Source organism: Puia sp. P3, from assembly GCF_050632245.1.
Classification (GTDB): Bacteria; Bacteroidota; Bacteroidia; order Chitinophagales; family Chitinophagaceae; genus Puia.
Genome location: NZ_CP192583.1, coordinates 4,893,062 through 4,909,248 on the forward strand (window position 1 = coordinate 4,893,062; position 16,187 = coordinate 4,909,248).

At 54.7% G+C, this 16,187-nt stretch carries 19 protein-coding genes, 1 tRNA gene and 7 pseudogenes; 14 read left to right on the forward strand and 13 right to left on the reverse strand.

Going from position 1 to position 16,187, the window contains the following annotated elements:
• Positions 1-572: 572 nt before the first annotated feature.
• The 5 genes from ACQ86N_RS30495 to ACQ86N_RS30515 all read right to left on the reverse strand — a co-directional run bounded on the left by ACQ86N_RS30495 (position 573) and on the right by ACQ86N_RS30515 (position 2,573).
• Positions 573-654: transfer RNA gene (locus ACQ86N_RS30495), tRNA-Leu, on the reverse strand.
• A gap of 100 nt (positions 655-754) precedes the next feature.
• Positions 755-1,042, reverse strand: coding sequence for an EamA family transporter (locus ACQ86N_RS30500; protein ID WP_431210337.1), 288 nt, complete (start codon positions 1,040-1,042; stop codon positions 755-757).
• Between the two features lie 17 nt (positions 1,043-1,059).
• A complete protein-coding gene (locus ACQ86N_RS30505) occupies positions 1,060-1,419 on the reverse strand; it encodes a hypothetical protein (protein ID WP_431210338.1) in 360 nt (119 codons plus the stop codon).
• Positions 1,407-1,721, reverse strand: a complete 315-nt coding sequence (locus tag ACQ86N_RS30510; RefSeq protein WP_431210339.1) for an EamA family transporter — start codon at positions 1,719-1,721, stop codon at positions 1,407-1,409. Before ACQ86N_RS30510 ends, ACQ86N_RS30505 begins: the two co-directional genes overlap by 13 nt.
• Positions 1,722-1,760: 39 nt before the next feature.
• On the reverse strand, positions 1,761-2,573 hold the full coding sequence (locus tag ACQ86N_RS30515) for a 2,3,4,5-tetrahydropyridine-2,6-dicarboxylate N-succinyltransferase (RefSeq protein ID WP_431210340.1): 813 nt from the start codon (positions 2,571-2,573) through the stop codon (positions 1,761-1,763).
• Positions 2,574-2,609: 36 nt separating this feature from the next.
• Here ACQ86N_RS30515 and ACQ86N_RS30520 point away from each other — a divergent pair.
• The 9 genes and pseudogenes from ACQ86N_RS30520 to ACQ86N_RS30560 all read left to right on the forward strand — a co-directional run bounded on the left by ACQ86N_RS30520 (position 2,610) and on the right by ACQ86N_RS30560 (position 8,866).
• Positions 2,610-3,178 (forward strand): annotated as a pseudogene (locus tag ACQ86N_RS30520) (L-threonylcarbamoyladenylate synthase).
• A gap of 88 nt (positions 3,179-3,266) precedes the next feature.
• Positions 3,267-3,905: a glycosyltransferase family 9 protein gene (locus ACQ86N_RS30525; RefSeq protein WP_431210341.1), complete on the forward strand. Its 639-nt coding sequence runs from the start codon at positions 3,267-3,269 to the stop codon at positions 3,903-3,905.
• A 118-nt stretch (positions 3,906-4,023) separates the two neighbouring features.
• Positions 4,024-4,311 carry a glycosyltransferase family 9 protein gene (locus ACQ86N_RS30530; protein WP_431217663.1) on the forward strand — a complete coding sequence of 96 codons (288 nt, stop codon included), beginning with the start codon at positions 4,024-4,026 and terminating at the stop codon, positions 4,309-4,311.
• Positions 4,301-4,588 (forward strand): annotated as a pseudogene (locus ACQ86N_RS30535) (tRNA nucleotidyltransferase); the annotation flags it as partial. The gene ACQ86N_RS30530 and the pseudogene ACQ86N_RS30535, both read left to right, overlap by 11 nt.
• 91 nt (positions 4,589-4,679) lie before the next feature.
• Complete coding sequence (locus tag ACQ86N_RS30540; RefSeq protein WP_431210342.1) at positions 4,680-5,720, forward strand: CCA tRNA nucleotidyltransferase; 1,041 nt, start codon at positions 4,680-4,682, stop codon at positions 5,718-5,720.
• 68 nt (positions 5,721-5,788) lie between these two features.
• Positions 5,789-6,256 carry an IS1096 element passenger TnpR family protein gene (locus ACQ86N_RS30545; RefSeq protein WP_431210343.1) on the forward strand — a complete coding sequence of 156 codons (468 nt, stop codon included), beginning with the start codon at positions 5,789-5,791 and terminating at the stop codon, positions 6,254-6,256.
• Positions 6,257-6,353: 97 nt separating this feature from the next.
• Positions 6,354-7,234: pseudogene (miaA, locus tag ACQ86N_RS30550) on the forward strand (tRNA (adenosine(37)-N6)-dimethylallyltransferase MiaA).
• Positions 7,235-7,659: 425 nt separating this feature from the next.
• Positions 7,660-7,716 (forward strand): annotated as a pseudogene (locus tag ACQ86N_RS30555) (hypothetical protein); the annotation flags it as partial.
• Positions 7,717-7,795: 79 nt separating this feature from the next.
• Positions 7,796-8,866 (forward strand): annotated as a pseudogene (locus tag ACQ86N_RS30560) (glycoside hydrolase family 1 protein).
• 63 nt (positions 8,867-8,929) lie between these two features.
• Here ACQ86N_RS30560 and ACQ86N_RS30565 read toward each other — a convergent pair.
• The 3 genes from ACQ86N_RS30565 to ACQ86N_RS30575 form a co-directional block, all read right to left on the reverse strand.
• The gene (locus tag ACQ86N_RS30565) at positions 8,930-9,211 is read right to left on the reverse strand and encodes a polysaccharide deacetylase family protein (protein ID WP_431210344.1); all 282 of its coding nucleotides are present in this window, start codon (positions 9,209-9,211) and stop codon (positions 8,930-8,932) included.
• Complete coding sequence (locus ACQ86N_RS30570) at positions 9,208-9,720, reverse strand: polysaccharide deacetylase family protein (RefSeq protein ID WP_431210345.1); 513 nt, start codon at positions 9,718-9,720, stop codon at positions 9,208-9,210. The genes ACQ86N_RS30565 and ACQ86N_RS30570 overlap by 4 nt, the downstream gene beginning before the upstream one ends.
• Before the next feature lie 70 nt (positions 9,721-9,790).
• A complete protein-coding gene (locus ACQ86N_RS30575; RefSeq protein WP_431210346.1) occupies positions 9,791-10,165 on the reverse strand; it encodes a GAF domain-containing protein in 375 nt (124 codons plus the stop codon).
• A gap of 162 nt (positions 10,166-10,327) precedes the next feature.
• Between ACQ86N_RS30575 and ACQ86N_RS30580 the strand changes: the two genes are divergently transcribed.
• Positions 10,328-11,317, forward strand: a complete 990-nt coding sequence (locus tag ACQ86N_RS30580) for an amidohydrolase family protein (RefSeq protein ID WP_431210347.1) — start codon at positions 10,328-10,330, stop codon at positions 11,315-11,317.
• Positions 11,318-11,344: 27 nt separating this feature from the next.
• Positions 11,345-11,638, forward strand: a pseudogene (locus ACQ86N_RS30585) (amidohydrolase family protein); the annotation flags it as partial.
• A gap of 128 nt (positions 11,639-11,766) precedes the next feature.
• Here the strand turns inward: ACQ86N_RS30585 and ACQ86N_RS30590 are convergent.
• The 3 genes from ACQ86N_RS30590 to ACQ86N_RS30600 are packed head-to-tail and all read right to left on the reverse strand — an operon-like array spanning position 11,767 to position 13,280.
• The gene (locus tag ACQ86N_RS30590) at positions 11,767-12,108 is read right to left on the reverse strand and encodes a cupin domain-containing protein (protein WP_431210348.1); all 342 of its coding nucleotides are present in this window, start codon (positions 12,106-12,108) and stop codon (positions 11,767-11,769) included.
• A complete protein-coding gene (locus ACQ86N_RS30595; protein WP_431210349.1) occupies positions 12,062-12,274 on the reverse strand; it encodes a cupin domain-containing protein in 213 nt (70 codons plus the stop codon). Before ACQ86N_RS30595 ends, ACQ86N_RS30590 begins: the two co-directional genes overlap by 47 nt.
• A gap of 19 nt (positions 12,275-12,293) precedes the next feature.
• Positions 12,294-13,280, reverse strand: a complete 987-nt coding sequence (locus ACQ86N_RS30600) for a hypothetical protein (RefSeq protein ID WP_431210350.1) — start codon at positions 13,278-13,280, stop codon at positions 12,294-12,296.
• A gap of 285 nt (positions 13,281-13,565) precedes the next feature.
• Here ACQ86N_RS30600 and ACQ86N_RS30605 point away from each other — a divergent pair, with 285 nt between their 5' ends.
• Together ACQ86N_RS30605 and ACQ86N_RS30610 are read left to right on the forward strand one after the other, a co-directional pair.
• Complete coding sequence (locus ACQ86N_RS30605; RefSeq protein ID WP_431210351.1) at positions 13,566-13,937, forward strand: hypothetical protein; 372 nt, start codon at positions 13,566-13,568, stop codon at positions 13,935-13,937.
• A 306-nt stretch (positions 13,938-14,243) separates the two neighbouring features.
• Positions 14,244-14,728, forward strand: a pseudogene (locus tag ACQ86N_RS30610) (FKBP-type peptidyl-prolyl cis-trans isomerase).
• 104 nt (positions 14,729-14,832) lie between these two features.
• Here the strand turns inward: ACQ86N_RS30610 and ACQ86N_RS30615 are convergent.
• Positions 14,833-15,015, reverse strand: coding sequence for a hypothetical protein (locus tag ACQ86N_RS30615; protein ID WP_431210352.1), 183 nt, complete (start codon positions 15,013-15,015; stop codon positions 14,833-14,835).
• Positions 14,991-15,251, reverse strand: a complete 261-nt coding sequence (locus ACQ86N_RS30620) for a hypothetical protein (protein ID WP_431210353.1) — start codon at positions 15,249-15,251, stop codon at positions 14,991-14,993. Before ACQ86N_RS30620 ends, ACQ86N_RS30615 begins: the two co-directional genes overlap by 25 nt.
• Positions 15,252-15,560: 309 nt before the next feature.
• On the opposite strand from ACQ86N_RS30620, the gene ACQ86N_RS30625 reads away from it, so the two are divergent.
• Positions 15,561-16,115, forward strand: a complete 555-nt coding sequence (locus ACQ86N_RS30625) for a hypothetical protein (protein WP_431210354.1) — start codon at positions 15,561-15,563, stop codon at positions 16,113-16,115.
• The last annotated feature ends 72 nt before the right edge of the window (positions 16,116-16,187 follow it).

Genomic DNA, 16,187 nt, shown 5'->3' on the forward strand with positions numbered 1-16,187 from the left:
CCCGGCTTCCGGGTTTTCTATTATCCAATGCAGTATCCGCCTTTTTCTTGCACTTAGCTCCATATGCATGTCCTTTCCTCTCAAAATCAACGATTTTGCCTCTCATTGTTAAAGGAAAAGCACCCTGAAATGAGAGAAAACGCTTTTTTAAACCTTGAAAAATAATTTGAAGTACCTGGGCCCGCTCCCACAGCTAACGGTATAGTATACCCTTTGTTTATTTCGTGATAATCTCGGCGTTATTTTGACGTCCATTTTTTAATAAAAATGAACCAAAACGTGTGTCCTGAGGCGTTCTGGTCGTGTGCAATTCTTGCGGTGCAATAAGACGTTGAAAAGGAATAATATATAAAGTGGATAAAAGAAAAAAGCGCTGTAATTAATTGAATTACAACGCTTTAAAAAGCGCCCAGGACTGGATTAGTTCAACAGATCCAGATACTCCTGCGAGGGGCGTACCCAACGACCCCCACGCGCCTGCGGCGCGTTTGTTTTTCATTTGTCCGCTTACGCGAGCAAGCTCGCGCCGCTACCAAACGAAAAAACCCCTCAGCAAAGCTGAGGGGTCGTTGTGCCCAGGACTGGATTCGAACCAGCACACCTTACGGCGCTGCTACCTGAAAACAGTGCGTCTACCAATTTCGCCACCTGGGCCTCCTCCCGATTAAACCTCACCACAACAAGCAGTTATAATTCGTTCGGGGGTGCAAATATACGAAAAGATCAGCTCCCCAATCAAAAAACGGAAAAAAAATTATCCGGCCTCCACCTTTCCCCCCTCCGTAACTTCCACCTCCGCCTCTTTCTTTCCTCCCCTCCAGCCGATCAGCAAAACACCCACGATCACCAGCGCAGTTCCGATCAGCTGCTCGGCAAAGATCGCCTCACCCAAAAAGAAATGCGCCTGTAATATCGTCGACACCGGCCCCACGCTCGTCACGATCGCCGCATTATTCGCACCTATCCTTTTCATTCCCGCCGACAACATAAAGGACGGAAGCACCGTCGCGATCACCGCCAGCATCATTCCATACCCCCACAACGCCCCGCTCCCCTGCCCTACGGGCAGCGACGGCTCACGACCCGCGGCCTCCCGGATAAAAAATGCAGGAGGATCGCCGTCGTAGCCGACAACATGCTATAGCTCGTGAACTTCGCTGGCCCTAGCACCGGCACCATCCTACCCGTACCCGACAGATAACAGGCGTAGGTGATAGAACACAGGAACACAAAAAAACTGCCCATGAAAAAATTCGGATTCCCCGTGTCGATCCGAAGCTCTCCAAAATAGGCGATCCCGATACCTACGTACGTCAGAGCGAGCGCCCACACCTGCGCCTTGCTCAGACGCTGCTTGAAAGCAACACTATTGATCAGCACCGAAAAGGAAGGGTATAAAAATAGGATCAGTCGCTCCAAACCCGCGGATATATACTGAAGCCCCACAAAGTCAAAAAACTACTCAAATAATATCCCAGGATCCCCAGCGCGATCACCCATCCCCACTGCGACCGGGTCATCCGCACATTCCCCTCCCTCCGCGAGCCCCAGAAGGCCGCCGCCACGTAGAATGGCAGCGACAACAGCATCCTCAGCGTCAGCAGGGTCAGGGCATCCGTATGCGTCTCACGGAAAGCCAGCTTCACCAGGATCGCCTTCGTCGAAAAAAGGATGGCACCCGTCAACGAGATCAGAAATCCCTTCAATAGTCTACCGGACATAAGAAAAAAGCCTCCGATCAGGGAGGCTTTACGATTTTATTAGATAGATACGTTAAAGTCTCTTAGTGCGTCATTCAGACTCGTCTTCAGGTCTGTACTCGGCTTTCGCTGCCCGATGATCAGGGCACAGCTGACATTATATTCGCCCGCGGGGAACTTCTTCAGATAACTTCCGGGGATCACCACGCTTCTCGCCGGCACCCGGCCCTTATATTCTTTCGGTTCGGACCCGCTGACATCGATGATCTTGGTGGACTGCGTCAGCACCACATTCGCGCCCAACACCGCTTCCTTCTCCACGATGACGCCTTCTACCACGATACTGCGGCTGCCAAGGAACGCACCGTCCTCAATAACTACAGGCGAAGCCTGCAAAGGTTCGAGCACCCCGCCAATTCCCACCCCGCCGCTGAGGTGAACGCCTTTACCGATCTGCGCACAACTCCCTACAGTCGCCCAGGTGTCGACCATCGTTCCCTCGTCCACATATGCGCCGATATTGACATAGCTCGGCATCAGCACCACATTCTTCGCGAGATAGGCGCCATAGCGGGCCACCGCATGAGGCACTGCACGTACACCCTGATCTTTATAATTCTTCTTCAGCAGCATCTTATCATAAAATTCGAAGGGAGCGAGATCCCAGGTCTGCATGGGCTGGATCCCGAAATACAGCAGGATCGCCTGCTTCACCCACTCGTTCACCTGCCATCCGCTTTCCGAGGGCGATGCTACGCGCAGTCTGCCCTTGTCCACCTCTTCGATCACGGCCCGCACGGCATCCGCATACTTAGCGTCTTTCAATAACTCCCGGTTCCCCCAGGCTTCCGCGATCAGTTGTTTCAATTCCATTGCTGAATTTTCCGCAAACATACGTTACTTTACGTCATGGACTTCGAAAAAGACATAGAACAAGCCCTCGCTACCCTCCAATCAGGCGGCCTCATCCTCTATCCGACAGACACCATCTGGGGCATCGGCTGCGACGCCACCAACCCCTCCGCCGTAGCAAAGTCTATGACCTCAAACAACGGGTCGCCACCAAAAGCCTCATCGTCCTCATGGCCGACGAACGCGATATACTAAAATATACCAGCCAGCCCGATCTCCGCGTCTTCGACTACCTCCAGACAACAACCAAACCCACCACCGTCATCTACGAAGGCGCCATAGGCCTCGCCGACAACCTCATCAACGCCGACGGCACCATCGCCATCCGCCTCGTCGACGACCCCTTCTGCAAACACCTCATCAAACGCTTCCGCAAACCCATCGTCTCCACCTCCGCCAACATCTCCGGCGACCCCTCCCCTCCTTCTACAAACAGATCGATACCCGCATCCTCACCGGCGTCGACTACACGGTCCACCACCGCCGCGACGACGAAAACCCCCAAAGAACCCTCCGCCATCGTCAGATACAACACAGACGGCACCATCACCGTCATCCGCGCCTAACCTTCCGTCATTCGCTCTTCAAAATGGCCCTAAATCAGGGTACCCGTCTCCTGCCTATCCGTCCTGCAAAAATCTGTAGTTTTGCCCCGTGCCAAAATTCCTCGTAATACAAACCGCCTTCATCGGCGACGTCGTCCTCGCTACCGCGATCATTGAAAAATTACACCAGTTCTACCCCGACGCCCAAATCGACTTCCTCCTGAGAAAAGGCAACGAAGCCCTCCTCGCCGGCCATCCCTGGCTCAACGAAGTCCTCGTATGGGATAAAAAAGAAGGCAAACTCAGAAACCTCTGGCGAATGGGCCGCCTCATCCGCAAAAAACACTACGACAAAGTCATCAACGTCCAGCGCTTCGCAGCCACCGGCCTCCTCACCGCCTTCTCCGGCGCAAAAGAAACCATCGGCTTCGACAAAAATCCGCTAAGCCGCTTCTTCACCAAAAGCATCCCCCATATAGTAGGCGGCTCCACGCCCCTCCACGAGATCGACCGCAACCAACACCTCATAAAAGAGTTTACCGACACAAAACCGGCCAGACCCCGCCTCTATCCCACCCAAGAGGACGAGGCAAAGGTCCAGCCCTACAAAACCCAAACCCCTTATATCACCATCTCTCCCGCCTCCGTCTGGTTTACCAAACAATACCCGAAAGAAAAATGGGTGGCATTCATAAAGGAAGTCCCCGCCAACTACCATATCTACCCTCCTCGGCGCCCCTTCCGATAAACCGCTGGCCCAATTCATTGTGGACCAGTCAACCACCTCACCATCCGCCCCAAACCTCGCCGGAACGAAAATCACCGACCTCACCGGCCAACTCAGCTTCCTGCAGTCCGCCGCCCTCATGCGCTCCGCCGCCATGAATTACGTCAACGACTCCGCCCCCATGCACTTCGCCAGCTCCGTCAACGCCCCCGTCACCGCCGTATACTGCTCCACCATCCCCGGCTTCGGCTTCGGGCCCCTCTCCGACAACTCCAACATCGTCGAAATACAACAACCCCTCGACTGCCGCCCCTGCGGCCTCCACGGCTACAAAGCCTGCCCCAAAGGCCACTTCAACTGCGCCAAAAAAATTGAAGAATCGCAATTGCTGCAAACTTTAATAACTTCGCGTCCCGATGGACATTAATGTAACAGAACGCGAACTGTTCGTATTCAAAAAGATCGCCCAGGCAGCAGCGACACTCCGGCAACCCGCCTACCTCATCGGCGGATTCGTCCGCGACAAGCTGATCGGCCGCCCCACCAAAGACGCCGACATCGTCACCGTAGGCGACGGCATCGTTCTGGCTCACCGCGTCGCCGAACTCCTCCATCCCCGGCCCACCGTCGCCTTCTTCAAGAACTTCGGCACCGCCCAGATAAAATGGAACGACTGGGAGATCGAATTCGTCGGAGCCCGCAAAGAAAGCTACCGCGCCGAATCCCGTAACCCCGAAGTCGCCCCCGGCACCCTCGAGGACGACCGAGCTGCGCCGCGATTTCACCATCAACGCCATGGCCATCAGCCTCAATACCCAGGACTACGGCAAACTCATCGACCCCTTCAACGGCCTCAGCGACCTCAGGGAAAAGCGCATAAAAACCCCGCTCGATCCCCTCAAAACATTCAGCGACGATCCACTCCGCATGATGCGCGCCATCCGCTTCGCCACCCAGCTGAACTTCACCATCGAAGACGCGACGCTAACGGCTATCGCCCAAGACGCAGGCAGAATAAAGATCATCTCCCAGGAAAGGATCACCGACGAGATGAACAAGATCATCCTCGCACCCAAACCATCCATCGGCTTCGACCTGCTCTACCGCACCGGGATCCTGAAGATCATCTTCCCCCTGATGGTCGACCTCGCCGGCGCCGAATATATCGACGGCATGGGACACAAGGATAATTTCTATCACACGCTCCAGGTTCTCGATAACATCAGCCCAAATACACCAGACCTCTGGCTGCGCTGGGCCGCCATCCTCCACGACATCGGTAAACCCGCTACAAAGAAATTTGAAAAAGACCACGGCTGGACCTTCCACGGTCACGAGGTGGTGGGAGGACGAATGGTCCCGAAGATTTTTACGAAACTCAAGCTGCCCCTCAACGAAAAAATGCGCTTCGTCCGCAAGATGGTCGAATACCATCTGAGACCAATCAGCCTCACAAAAGAGAATATCACGGACTCGGCCATCCGCCGCCTGCTCTTCGACGCCGGCGACGACATCGACTCGCTCATGACCCTATGCGAAGCCGACATCACGTCCAAAAACAAACAAAAAGTAAAAAGGTTCCTCGAAAATTTCGAACTCGTCCGCCAGCGACTCAAAGAGGTCGAGGAAAAAGACAAGATCCGCAACTGGCAGCCACCCATCACCGGTGAAATGATCATGGAAATATTCGGCCTGCCCCCAGGACGCACCGTCGGTGAGCTCAAAAACGCCATTCGCGAGGCCATCCTCGACGGCATCATCCCAAACAGCTACGACGCTGCATACGAGTTCATGATGAACAAAGCCAAAGAGCTCAACCTCTCACCGGCCAAATAACCACGAAATCCATCGATTAGTAGAATTAATGAATTTATGTATCTTGTGAGCTAAATTGCATATTAGTCATGGCGATATTGAAATTCCGGGTATATTTTGAGGAAGACGATAGCATTTACAGGGATGTAGCAGTTCGGCACACGCAGACTTTCGTTCAACTGCACCAGATTATCCTGAAAGCTTACGAATTCGACAGTAAGCACCAGGCAACTTTCTACCGCAGCAACGACAACTGGCAGAGGGGCAGAGAGATCTCGCTCGAGAAATACGACAAACCTTACAAAGTGCCGCCATTGCTGATGGCCGAGACCAACATCGGCTCAGAGATATTCGATCCAAACCAGAAATTTATCTACGTATACGACTTCGTCAAGAACTGGAGCTTCCTCGTTGAGCTGATCAACGTCTCCAAAGAAGAAGGCGGCAAGCTCGAATACCCCGCAGTCATCAAGTCCGAAGGCATCCCCCCTCTCAGTACGGCACCAAGGGTATCGTCGGCGACAAACTCACCGAGATTGAAGAAAAATACGACCTGACAAAAGGTACCGAAGGATTTGGCGAGGAAGGCGAAGAAGGCGAGACCGACCAGGAAGAAGAGGAAAACGGCGAGGAAGGAGGAGGAGAAGAAGAACTGTGACCGTCTTTGTCATCGTCGGACCCACTGCCGTTGGAAAAACCGCGGCCGCCATCCGGCTCGCGCAACAGCTCAACACAAAGATCATATCCGCCGACTCCCGCCAGTGCTTCCGCGAACTCAATATCGGTGTCGCCAAACCCTCACCCCGTGAGCTAAGCGCGGTCCACCACTATTTCATCGACTCACACTCCATTCAGGAAGAGGTCAACGCCGCCGTCTTCGAACGGCTGGCTCCTGCAATGGACCGAAGAGATCTTCAAAACAGCCCCTCGGTCGTCATGGTCGGCGGCACCGGACTATATATAAGGCCTTCACCGAAGGCCTGGACAATATCCCCCCGCCGATGAAACCATCCGCTTCCACATCCAGCAGCAGTACGAGCTCCAGTGGCATCGGCTGGCTGCAGGAAGAGATAAAAAAATACGACCCCGGCTTCTACGAAAAAGGAGAGATCCTCAATCCCCAGCGCCTCATGCGCGCCCTCGAAGTCAGGCTCACAACGGGGCAGTCTATCCTCTCTTTCCGCAGCCGGGATCCCAAACCCCGGCCATTCAATATTCAAACCATCGGTATCCAACTACCCAAAGAACAACTCCACGAACGCATTCACCACCGCGTCGACCAGATGATGAAGGACGGCCTGCTCGAAGAGGTCAAAAACCTCCTCCCCTACCGTGACCACAACGCACTCCAGACCGTCGGCTATCGCGAACTCTTCCAATACCTCGACGGCAAATGCACCCCGGACGCCGCCGTCACCAACATCAAGACCAACACCCGTCAGTACGCCAAACGCCAGCTTACCGTGTTCCGCCGCAACCTCTCCACCCAATGGATCGGCCCCGACGACAACTTTCCCCTTCCCTCCTCCCTGTAACGCTCTCCCGTCCCATACATCCACCCCCACCCGACGTGAACCATTCGTGAACCGCACGACCACCCCCACCCGACGTGAACCATTCGTGAACCGCACGACCACCCCCACGCGACGCGAACCATGCGTGAACCACGCGACCATCCCCACCCCGCGTGAACCACCCCTCCCCCTTCAACCGCGGCCCTCTCCGGCCAAAAACATAACCATAAGGTAACCTTGCCGTAACATAGATAAACCCAAATTTTGCGTCACAAAAACAAATCTCGCCCGGTGGTTCAAAACCTGCACAAACTCATAGCCAGTGGAATTCGGTGATGACTTTCAATGGGGAGTGGCCATGGCCGCCGCACAGAACGAAGGAGCCTCCAACGCCTACGGCAAAGCCCCATCCATCTGGGACAACTTCTCCCGCCGCCAGTGGCAAGATCAAAGGAGGCGGCCGCCCCACCGTCGCCTGCGACTTCTATCATCGCTACAAAGACGATATCCTCCTCGCCAAAGCCCTCGGATTCTCCGTATTCCGCTTCTCCCTCTCCTCGGGCCCGCATCCTCCCCGAAGGCATCGGCCGCGTCAACAAGGAAGGCGTCGCCTTCTACCACCGCGTCATCGACGAATGCCTCAAACTCGGCCTCACCCCCTACGTCACCCTCTATCACTGGGACCTCCCCGTCACACTCGAAAAAGAAGGCGGCTGGACCAGCCACCTCATGCTCAAATGGTTTACCCGCTTCGCCACCTTCTGCGCGGAAGAATACGGGGATAAGGTCAAAGACTGGATCGTACTCAACGAACCCTTCGGCTTCACCAGCCTCGGCTACATGCTCGGCCGCCACGCCCCCGGCAGAATGGGACTCTCCAACTTCCTGCCCGCCATCCACCACGCCGCACTGGCCCAGTGCCGAAGGCGGACGGATCATTAGAGAAAAAGTACCGCACGCCCACATCGGTACCAGCTTCTCCTGCTCCGAGATCGTCCCCTATACCAATTCCCCGAAGACATCCAGGCCGCCAAACGCATGGATATCCTGATGAACCGGCTCTTCATCGAACCGGCCCTCGGCCGCGGCTACCCCCGCGAAGACTTCAAATTCCTCGAACGACTCGAACTCCACAATCGTAGCTGGAAATATACCGAGCGCATGCAGTTCAATTTCGATTTCATCGGCATTCAAAACTACTTCCCGCTCGTCATCCGCCACAACCCGCTCATCCCCATCGTACAGGCCTCCGAAGTAAAAGCCGCTACCCGCAAAGCACGCCGCACCGACATGGGCTGGGAGATCAACGGCGACAGCTTCTATCGTCTGCTGAAAAGATTCTGGCTTTACGGCGGCGTCAAGGAGATCATCGTCACCGAAGGCGGCGCCGCATTCCGCGACGAAATGGTCGATGGCTCCGTCAACGACCAGCGACGCATCGACTACTACCAGGAATACCTGCTGGCAGTTCTCCGCGCCAAAAAAGAAGGGGTCAACATTAAAGGCTACTTCGCCTGGACCCTCATGGATAATTTCGAATGGGCCGAAGGCTACAAGGCCCGCTTCGGCCTCATCCACGTCGACTTCGAAACCCAGCTCCGCACCATCAAAAGCTCCGGCTACTGGTTCCGCGACTGGCTAAGCCAACGCTAGTCGCCCAGCCAAAAATAAAAAACCGGCTGCGCCAGCAGCCGGTCCCTATCAAACCATTCTCTATTAATGGAAATCTCTGTTAATTGCATTACTAAACGTCTTCAAACTCCATCCACCCCCAACAATAATTCTCCTCACCGTCATCAGCGGATCCGTCGGATCCATCTTATCAGCCAGCTGAAACGCGGCAATAAAGCCCCTCTTCCTCAACTCAGGCAGCGCCTGCCGGTTCCACAGCCCAAACGGAAACGCGAAATACCGGATAGGCCCACCCGTAATAGCCTCCAGCTGCTTCGTCGGCTTCTCGATCTGCGTCACCCAGTCCTGTCCCTGATATTTCTTCACACTGTGGTGGTCCCGGTGTGGCTGCCGATCACATTACCGGCGTTATAGAGTTCTTTCACCTGATCTTTCGTCATATAGTGCGGCACCCGCCCCAGGCTAACGGTCATAATGAAGAAAACGCCTTTGAAACCATATTTCTTCATCTCCGGCCACGCGACCGAATACTGGTCCTCGTCGGTGTCGTCGAAAGTCAGCATGATCGGCTTGCTCGGCAATGCCGCGCCCTTCGTCAGGTAAGCATACAGCTGATCCGGCAGGATCGTATGATAGCCGCTGTCGTGCAGCATCTTCAACTCAGCCTTCAGGTCGGCCGGGGGCATGATATAGTCTTTTGAAACTTTCGAGTCCGTCGCCTTCCAGTCCCTTATCTGGTGGTAACACAGAATGGGAACTTCCTTGCGACCCATGATCACCGAAGGCGGTGGAACCTTCTCAGACGGATTCTGAGCTACGACGCTCGTTGCAATACATAACAAACCCAGGCTAGCACTAGCGATTTTCTTGAACATAACTTTAATAGTAAAAAAATTGAATTTGAGTAACTAACGGGCATCCCGTAAAATTATTATACGCAGGTTGTTAAAAGGGTATGGCCCCGACTACCTCCTCCAGCCAACGCTGATCCTCCTCGTCAAACGCACCCAGCTCAACGCTGTCCACATCCAACACCCCCAACACCTCCCCGTCACGAATGATCGGCACCACGATCTCCGAACGCGACAGGCTGCTACAGGCAATATGCCCCGGAAAAGCCTCCACATCGGGCACGATCAGGGTCCGGGCCTCGGCCCAGCTGGTACCACAAACTCCCTTCCCTTTACGGATTCGCGTACAGGCTATGGGACCCTGAAAAGGTCCTACAACAAGTTCGCCGTTCCTGACCAGATAAAATCCAACCCATAACCAGCCAAACTGCTCCCTCAGCGCAGCCGAGACATTGGCGAGGTTGGCCACCGTGTCCGTTTCCCCTCTACAAGGGCCTTTATCTGCGGCAGGAGCGAGCTATAGCGCTCCTTTCTGCTTCCTTCGACTAGCACCAGATCTTCTGCCATTTGCTAAAAATATCCCGCAAAAATACACCGCAATTATTATATTTAATTCTTTTAAACGAGTCACATGCTAAAAACCGTTGTCCTAACAGCGCTCCTGTTGAAGGGAGCCTTTGCCGTATCCGCCCAGTCAGACCCCCACTCAGGTCGTCAGCAACCCACCCCCTCTTCCGGGTCAGACACTATTTATTTACTCCGCCCCGACCGCGTCTTCGACGGCGAGCAAATGCACGAAGGCTGGTCAGTCCTCGTCCACGGCAAGACCATCGAACAAGCCGGTCCCGCCAGCTCCATAAAGACTCCCCCCAACACCATAACCCTCGACCTCAAAGGAACAACCCTCCTCCCTGGTCTCATCGAAGGACACAGCCATCTCTTCCTCCATCCCTATAACGAAGTCCCCTGGAACGACCAGGTCCTCAAAGAATCCCGCGCCGAACGCACCGCCCGCGCCGTCGTCCACGCCCGCGCCACCCTGATGGCAGGCTTTACGACCACCCGCGACCTGGGAACAGAAGGCTGCATGTACGACGACATCGGCCTGAAACAGGCGATTGAAAAAGGCGTCGTCCCCGGCCCCCATATCCTCGCCGCAACCCGCGCCATCGTCGCGACCGGCAGCTACGGCCCCAAAGAACTCAGCTACGACTACGAATCCCCACACGGCGCCGCCGAAGCCGATGGCGCCGAAGGCCTCACCAAAGAGATCCGGACCCAGATCGGCAAGGGCGCCGACCTCATCAAGATCTACGTCGATTACCGCTGGGGCATCGACGGAAAAGCAGCCCCCACATTCACGGTTGACGAACTGAAAAAGGCCGTCGAAGCTGGCTGCCAGCGCCGGCAGATACGTCGCCGTACACTCGTCTACCACCGAAGGCATGCGAAGAGCCATCGAAGCCGGCGTCGCTACCATCGAACACGGCGAAGGCGGCACCCCCGAACTCTTCGCCACGATGAAAGCCAAAGGCATCGCGCTCTGCCCGACCCTGGGCGCCGGAGACGCAATCGCTCAGTACCACGGCTGGCGCAAAGGCATCGACCCCGAACCTCATAATATCTCCCAGAAAAGGAAAACTTCCGCCAGGCACTGGCTTCAGGCGTCACCATTTGTATGGGGGGCGACGTAGGGGTTTTCACCCATGGAGACAACGCACGCGAAATGGAAGACATGGTCGAGTATGGGATGAAACCCTTAGACGTCCTCCGCTCCGCCACTTCCGTCAACGCCGACGTCTTCCGGATCAGCTCGCACACTGGCCGCATCAAACAAGGCCTCCGGGCCGACATTATCGCCGTCGAAGGCGACCCCTCCGCCAATATCCATCAAATTAGAAAAGTGCAACTCGTAATGAAAGAAGGAACCATCTATCACTAACTGAACGGCCCCCGTCCCAACCATCCCGCGTGAACCACCGATCCACCCAGATCCGGGTGAACCATCACTACACCCCCAACCCCGCGTGAACCATCCACCCCGGGACCGCCACGCGTCACCCGCCCCCTTCAAACCCGCGTCAACCGCCGGATCAACTCTCCATGCTCCGGATACTGCTGCACCAACCCCTCCCTCTCCGCCAGCTCAAAATCAGCAAAATCGAACCCCGGTGCCACCGTACACCCCACCAACCCATACTCGCTCCCCTGCGCCGGCTCCGACGCGAACCAACTCCCGGCCTTCACAACGGTCTGAAAACTCTCCCCCTTCGCGGGGTCAGCCCCAAGACGATGCGTGACCAACCGCCCACTATGGCTGATCTCATAGACCACCAGCGGGTCGCCATAATAGAAATGCCATAGCTCATCCGCCGCAATGCGGTGAAACGCCGAGAACTGTCCCCGGGCCAATAAAAAATAAATACTTGTACAGGCGCTGCGGTCCCCCTGAAAGAAAAGCTGGCAGACTACTGCGGGGAATCGTCAGTTCCGACCGGTAAACCTCCCGGAAAGAACCGCCCTCTACATGCTCCGTCAGCTGGAGCTGTTTGATCCAATAAGAGGAATCAGGTCGCATATCGATGATAAGATCGTGATTACTTTTCGATGCTCACCTGCGCCGCATACACGTCGGCCAGTGAGTCCTTGATATGGGTCGTGTCCCGTATCCCCGCTGCGATAGGGAAATATAGCTTGAAATAGGAAGAGTCCTTCTCGTCCATATGAATATTCAGCTGGTAGCCCAGCAGCTGATTATACCGCCGGAGCGCCCTGTTCTTATTGCCAGTCTGCAGGATTACAAATCTGTACAGACTCTGTCCCTCTCCCGGCACCGGCACGCTCAGATTCGGTACCGCCGCAGGGGGCGCCACCACGGCAGTAGACGCCGCACCCGCGGCAGGCGCCGCTGGCACTACACCATGCGTAACCGGCGTATCCACAGCCTTCGCCACGGCAGGACTATCCGTCCGCGTCGCCGATGAGACAACACTATCGGCGGACCGCCTTGCGGCGCTCGTATCCGGCAAAATAGTTGCCTTGTTCTCCGCCGTAGGTTCTATGATGTTATTTCGCTTATAAAGATAGTAACCTCCCCAGCCGATCACGACAAGTCCCGCCACCAGTCCGAGCAGCAACAACACCTGACGGCTCGAACCGCCACCGCTGGCGGGCTCGGCAGCTCTTCCCGTTGATTCTTCAATACTGACAGCCTTCCGCTCAGGGCTCAGGTCGTCCAGTCGGGCGACCACATATTCCCCCGGCGTAAAGTCCAGCCGGCCGTCCTTGTTCTTCAACAGCGTACCGATCCCCTCCAGATGAAAGGGCTTGCCGATATTCAGCAGCTGCTTACCGGTAGTAAGGTAAAAATCCAGGTCCGCCGAAGCCAGCGACTTCATCTTACCCGTATGCTCCTTGATGAAAAGGACAAGCGCCTCATCGGCAACAGCAATATTTGCGTTTTTGAAAGTAATACCCGCAGCCGGCACATGCCCCATCCGGTCCGACTCCTGCGGTATAACCGCGCTTGGGTCCAATTGAAAACTTCCGATCCCGGGCAGATCCAGCTTTTTCGTCTGATACAAAAATTGCGAGAGTAGTTGTGGTAGTTTCAAACCAAAGGATATTTGAGTAAGGCTAAGGTAAAAAAACTTCTTCGTAAAACATTGGAAATGAAAATTTGTTATCCGCACGGACTACCTTTGGGCCATGTTGAGCAAGGAAGAAGCAGCATTCATTAATTACTGGGAAGCCAACCGCATCAAACAAAAAAGGTCTTCCGCCAGTTTCTCGTCGGCATCCCCATCGGCCTTCTGATCGTAATACCCACCGTCATTAGCCTCACCTCCGGCTGGTATAAACGCGCCGAAATGGAAGCCAACAGCTCCAACTTCAACCCGATGGTCCTCTTTGTGGCCCTCCTGCTGATCGTCGCCTTCAGCGCCATCTTCTACCAACGCTGGAAATGGGAACAATACGAACAACGCTACCTCGAGCTCCTCGCCCGCGAAGACCACGAGTCCAAAAAGTCCGCCGCCAACCTCACCCCTACCCCCACCGACACAGCCGAAACCCACCTTCCCGTCAACTCCCCGGAGTCCCACCTTCCCGTCAACTCCCCGGAGTCCCACCTTCCCGTCAACTCCCCCGAATCCGCTAACCCCACCAACGCCACCACTTCCACTCCCCAGGATCCCACCAACCCCAATCCCCCCAACTCATCCCCGACAAACCTGCCCTGACTCCCTTCCAAACCTCCCCGGCACCTTCCCCGGTCCTCCCACCTCCCTGACGCCTTCCTTCCTGTCCCCCACCTCCCGCCACCTAACCCTTGATCCACCTCCTCCCGCCGCCTAACCCCTGGTCCACCCACCTTCCTTCCGCCTTATCCCGGTTTCCGGCAATCTCCCCGCACCCTCCCCGCGGTCTTTTTCACCCGGAAAAATAGAAGAAATTAAAAAAAACCAACTTTTTTTAATTCTCTTGCAGCAATTCCAAAACACCAGTTGTCTAATTTATCGGGGACTATATTTGCGTAAAAAATAGGGATGAGGACTTTACTCTGGTGCTTAGTGTTGATTTTCTTTTGTTTAGGTTCGTGCTCAAAGAAAAAATGTGACTATGTCGACGACGGACTTGTGGCACCGGCATCTGAACAGGCAGCGGTAAAGAAATACCTCGATTCCCTTGGCGTCCAGGCCGTTTTACACCAAAGAGGTTTCTACTATAAGATAGATAACGGAGAGAATGGAACAGGTCCGACACCCGGCGAATGTACACCGATAACGGTGGCCTACAGCGGGACGCTTACGAACGGAACTGTATTTGACCAACAGACAAGCTATGCCACACAATTGTCTAACCTTATCGATGGCTGGCAACAGGGCGTACCCCTGATAAAAAAGGCGGAAGTATTAAATTATATATTCCGCCGTCCTTAGGATATGGTTCAACAGCCATTTCCGCGGGCAACGTAACAATCCCGGCTTCTTCCATCCTGATTTTTGATATACATCTGCTTGATGTGCAGTAACCATGAACTACCTGCTGGAGCCCTGGATCAACCCCAGGGCTTTTTTTATTTTACCCCCTCCCAACGTGAACCGTTCCCACACCCCGAATCACACCCGGTAATCCCTACCCCCTCACCTTCATAAACTCCCCGATCAACCAATTCAACCGCTCCTCCACTGCCCCAAGCCTCGGATCATAATCCCTCTCCACCCTCTCCTCCAATTCCCCCAGCCTCACCCCATCCTTCCTCAACCCCTCCTCGACCACCCGAAGCCCTCCCTCTACCGCCTCCAGCCTCTCTCCCACTCCCTTGTCCTCAAAATCCCCCTCTTCTTCTCCCGGATCCCCTGCAACTCCTCACCAAACGCAGAATAGAACCGTCGCAGAAATGACTTCGTTATCGGCAAATGCCCATTCACATAACTACTGAAGTTGGACCTGTCCATCCCCATCCCCCTGGCTATCTCAGCATCATTATAGGGTAGTAACTCTCTGTCCTGCAGAAACCTACTCAGACTTTCGCCATCCGCGCGCTGCGCCATAGTTATAAAAAATTATAGAAAAGTTCTTGGAAATTGAAAATCCTATGTACCTTAGAGGTCTAATTAGGCCGCATACCAATAAAAGTGTCCCACTGTTCCAGCCTTATTTAATGAGTAAATAAGGAATCTATGGCAAAATATAACTATTGCCCCCACTGTGGGCACCCCATAAATCGCGAACAACGCATGGCAGGTGGCAAACCCATGACAGGAGCGCATCAGCAAGGACGCCGATCACACTGCGGTCTTATTAGACCACAAATATATTTATTTCAGAACACATTCCCGCATTTCCAACAACTTTTTACCATGTCCGCCACAAAAGACCGCATCGACAGATTCCAGGCCGACAAAGCCCTCCTCGGTCTCAGCAACGACGACATTGCCAAAAAGATGCGAATGTCCGGACCACGCTTCGAAGCCTGCGCCCAGGGCCTCATCCCCATCACCGACTCATTCCTGAAAAGATTCTACGGCACATTCGGCTTCGAACTCGGCCGGCGCTGGCAACAACTCCATTCAAACGATTTCGATAACAAAACCATCAGCCCCTCCACCGAAGATACCGACCTGGAAAATCGCATAACCGTCCTCGAAGACGCACTCGCCCAGCTTTCCAAAACCCAACAGAGCATATCCACAGACCTCCTCCGCCTGGACACCAAGCTCGACAAAACCGTCGACAAAAGACTGGATAAAATAGAAAAGATGGTGAACACCCTCATCACACTGGTCCAATCACAATCATCCGAAACACTCACCAAAGAAAAAAGAAGCAGAACGATCAGAAAAAGAAGTCGATCGCAAACTCAGAAAAGACAAACTATCAAAATCCTTCATCAAAAAAACCAAATAACCACGTGAACCGCCGCCACACATCGGCGGCCACGCCCCGCCGCCATACATCCGCGGCGGCCACACCCCGCCGTCACACTC

Excerpts from the sequence above, each read along its gene's own strand:
- ACQ86N_RS30510 (WP_431210339.1), bottom strand. The coding sequence starts at position 1,721 with ATGTCCGGTAGACTATTGAAGGGATTTCTGATCTCGTTGACGGGTGCC.
- ACQ86N_RS30515 (WP_431210340.1), bottom strand. The coding sequence starts at position 2,573 with ATGGAATTGAAACAACTGATCGCGGAAGCCTGGGGGAACCGGGAGTTA.
- ACQ86N_RS30530 (WP_431217663.1), top strand. The coding sequence starts at position 4,024 with ATGCGCTCCGCCGCCATGAATTACGTCAACGACTCCGCCCCCATGCAC.
- ACQ86N_RS30540 (WP_431210342.1), top strand. The coding sequence starts at position 4,680 with ATGGCCATCAGCCTCAATACCCAGGACTACGGCAAACTCATCGACCCC.
- ACQ86N_RS30545 (WP_431210343.1), top strand. The coding sequence starts at position 5,789 with ATGGCGATATTGAAATTCCGGGTATATTTTGAGGAAGACGATAGCATT.
- ACQ86N_RS30570 (WP_431210345.1), bottom strand. The coding sequence starts at position 9,720 with ATGTTCAAGAAAATCGCTAGTGCTAGCCTGGGTTTGTTATGTATTGCA.
- ACQ86N_RS30580 (WP_431210347.1), top strand. The coding sequence starts at position 10,328 with ATGCTAAAAACCGTTGTCCTAACAGCGCTCCTGTTGAAGGGAGCCTTT.
- ACQ86N_RS30595 (WP_431210349.1), bottom strand. The coding sequence starts at position 12,274 with ATGCGACCTGATTCCTCTTATTGGATCAAACAGCTCCAGCTGACGGAG.
- ACQ86N_RS30605 (WP_431210351.1), top strand. The coding sequence starts at position 13,566 with ATGGAAGCCAACAGCTCCAACTTCAACCCGATGGTCCTCTTTGTGGCC.
- ACQ86N_RS30620 (WP_431210353.1), bottom strand. The coding sequence starts at position 15,251 with ATGGCGCAGCGCGCGGATGGCGAAAGTCTGAGTAGGTTTCTGCAGGAC.
- ACQ86N_RS30625 (WP_431210354.1), top strand. The coding sequence starts at position 15,561 with ATGTCCGCCACAAAAGACCGCATCGACAGATTCCAGGCCGACAAAGCC.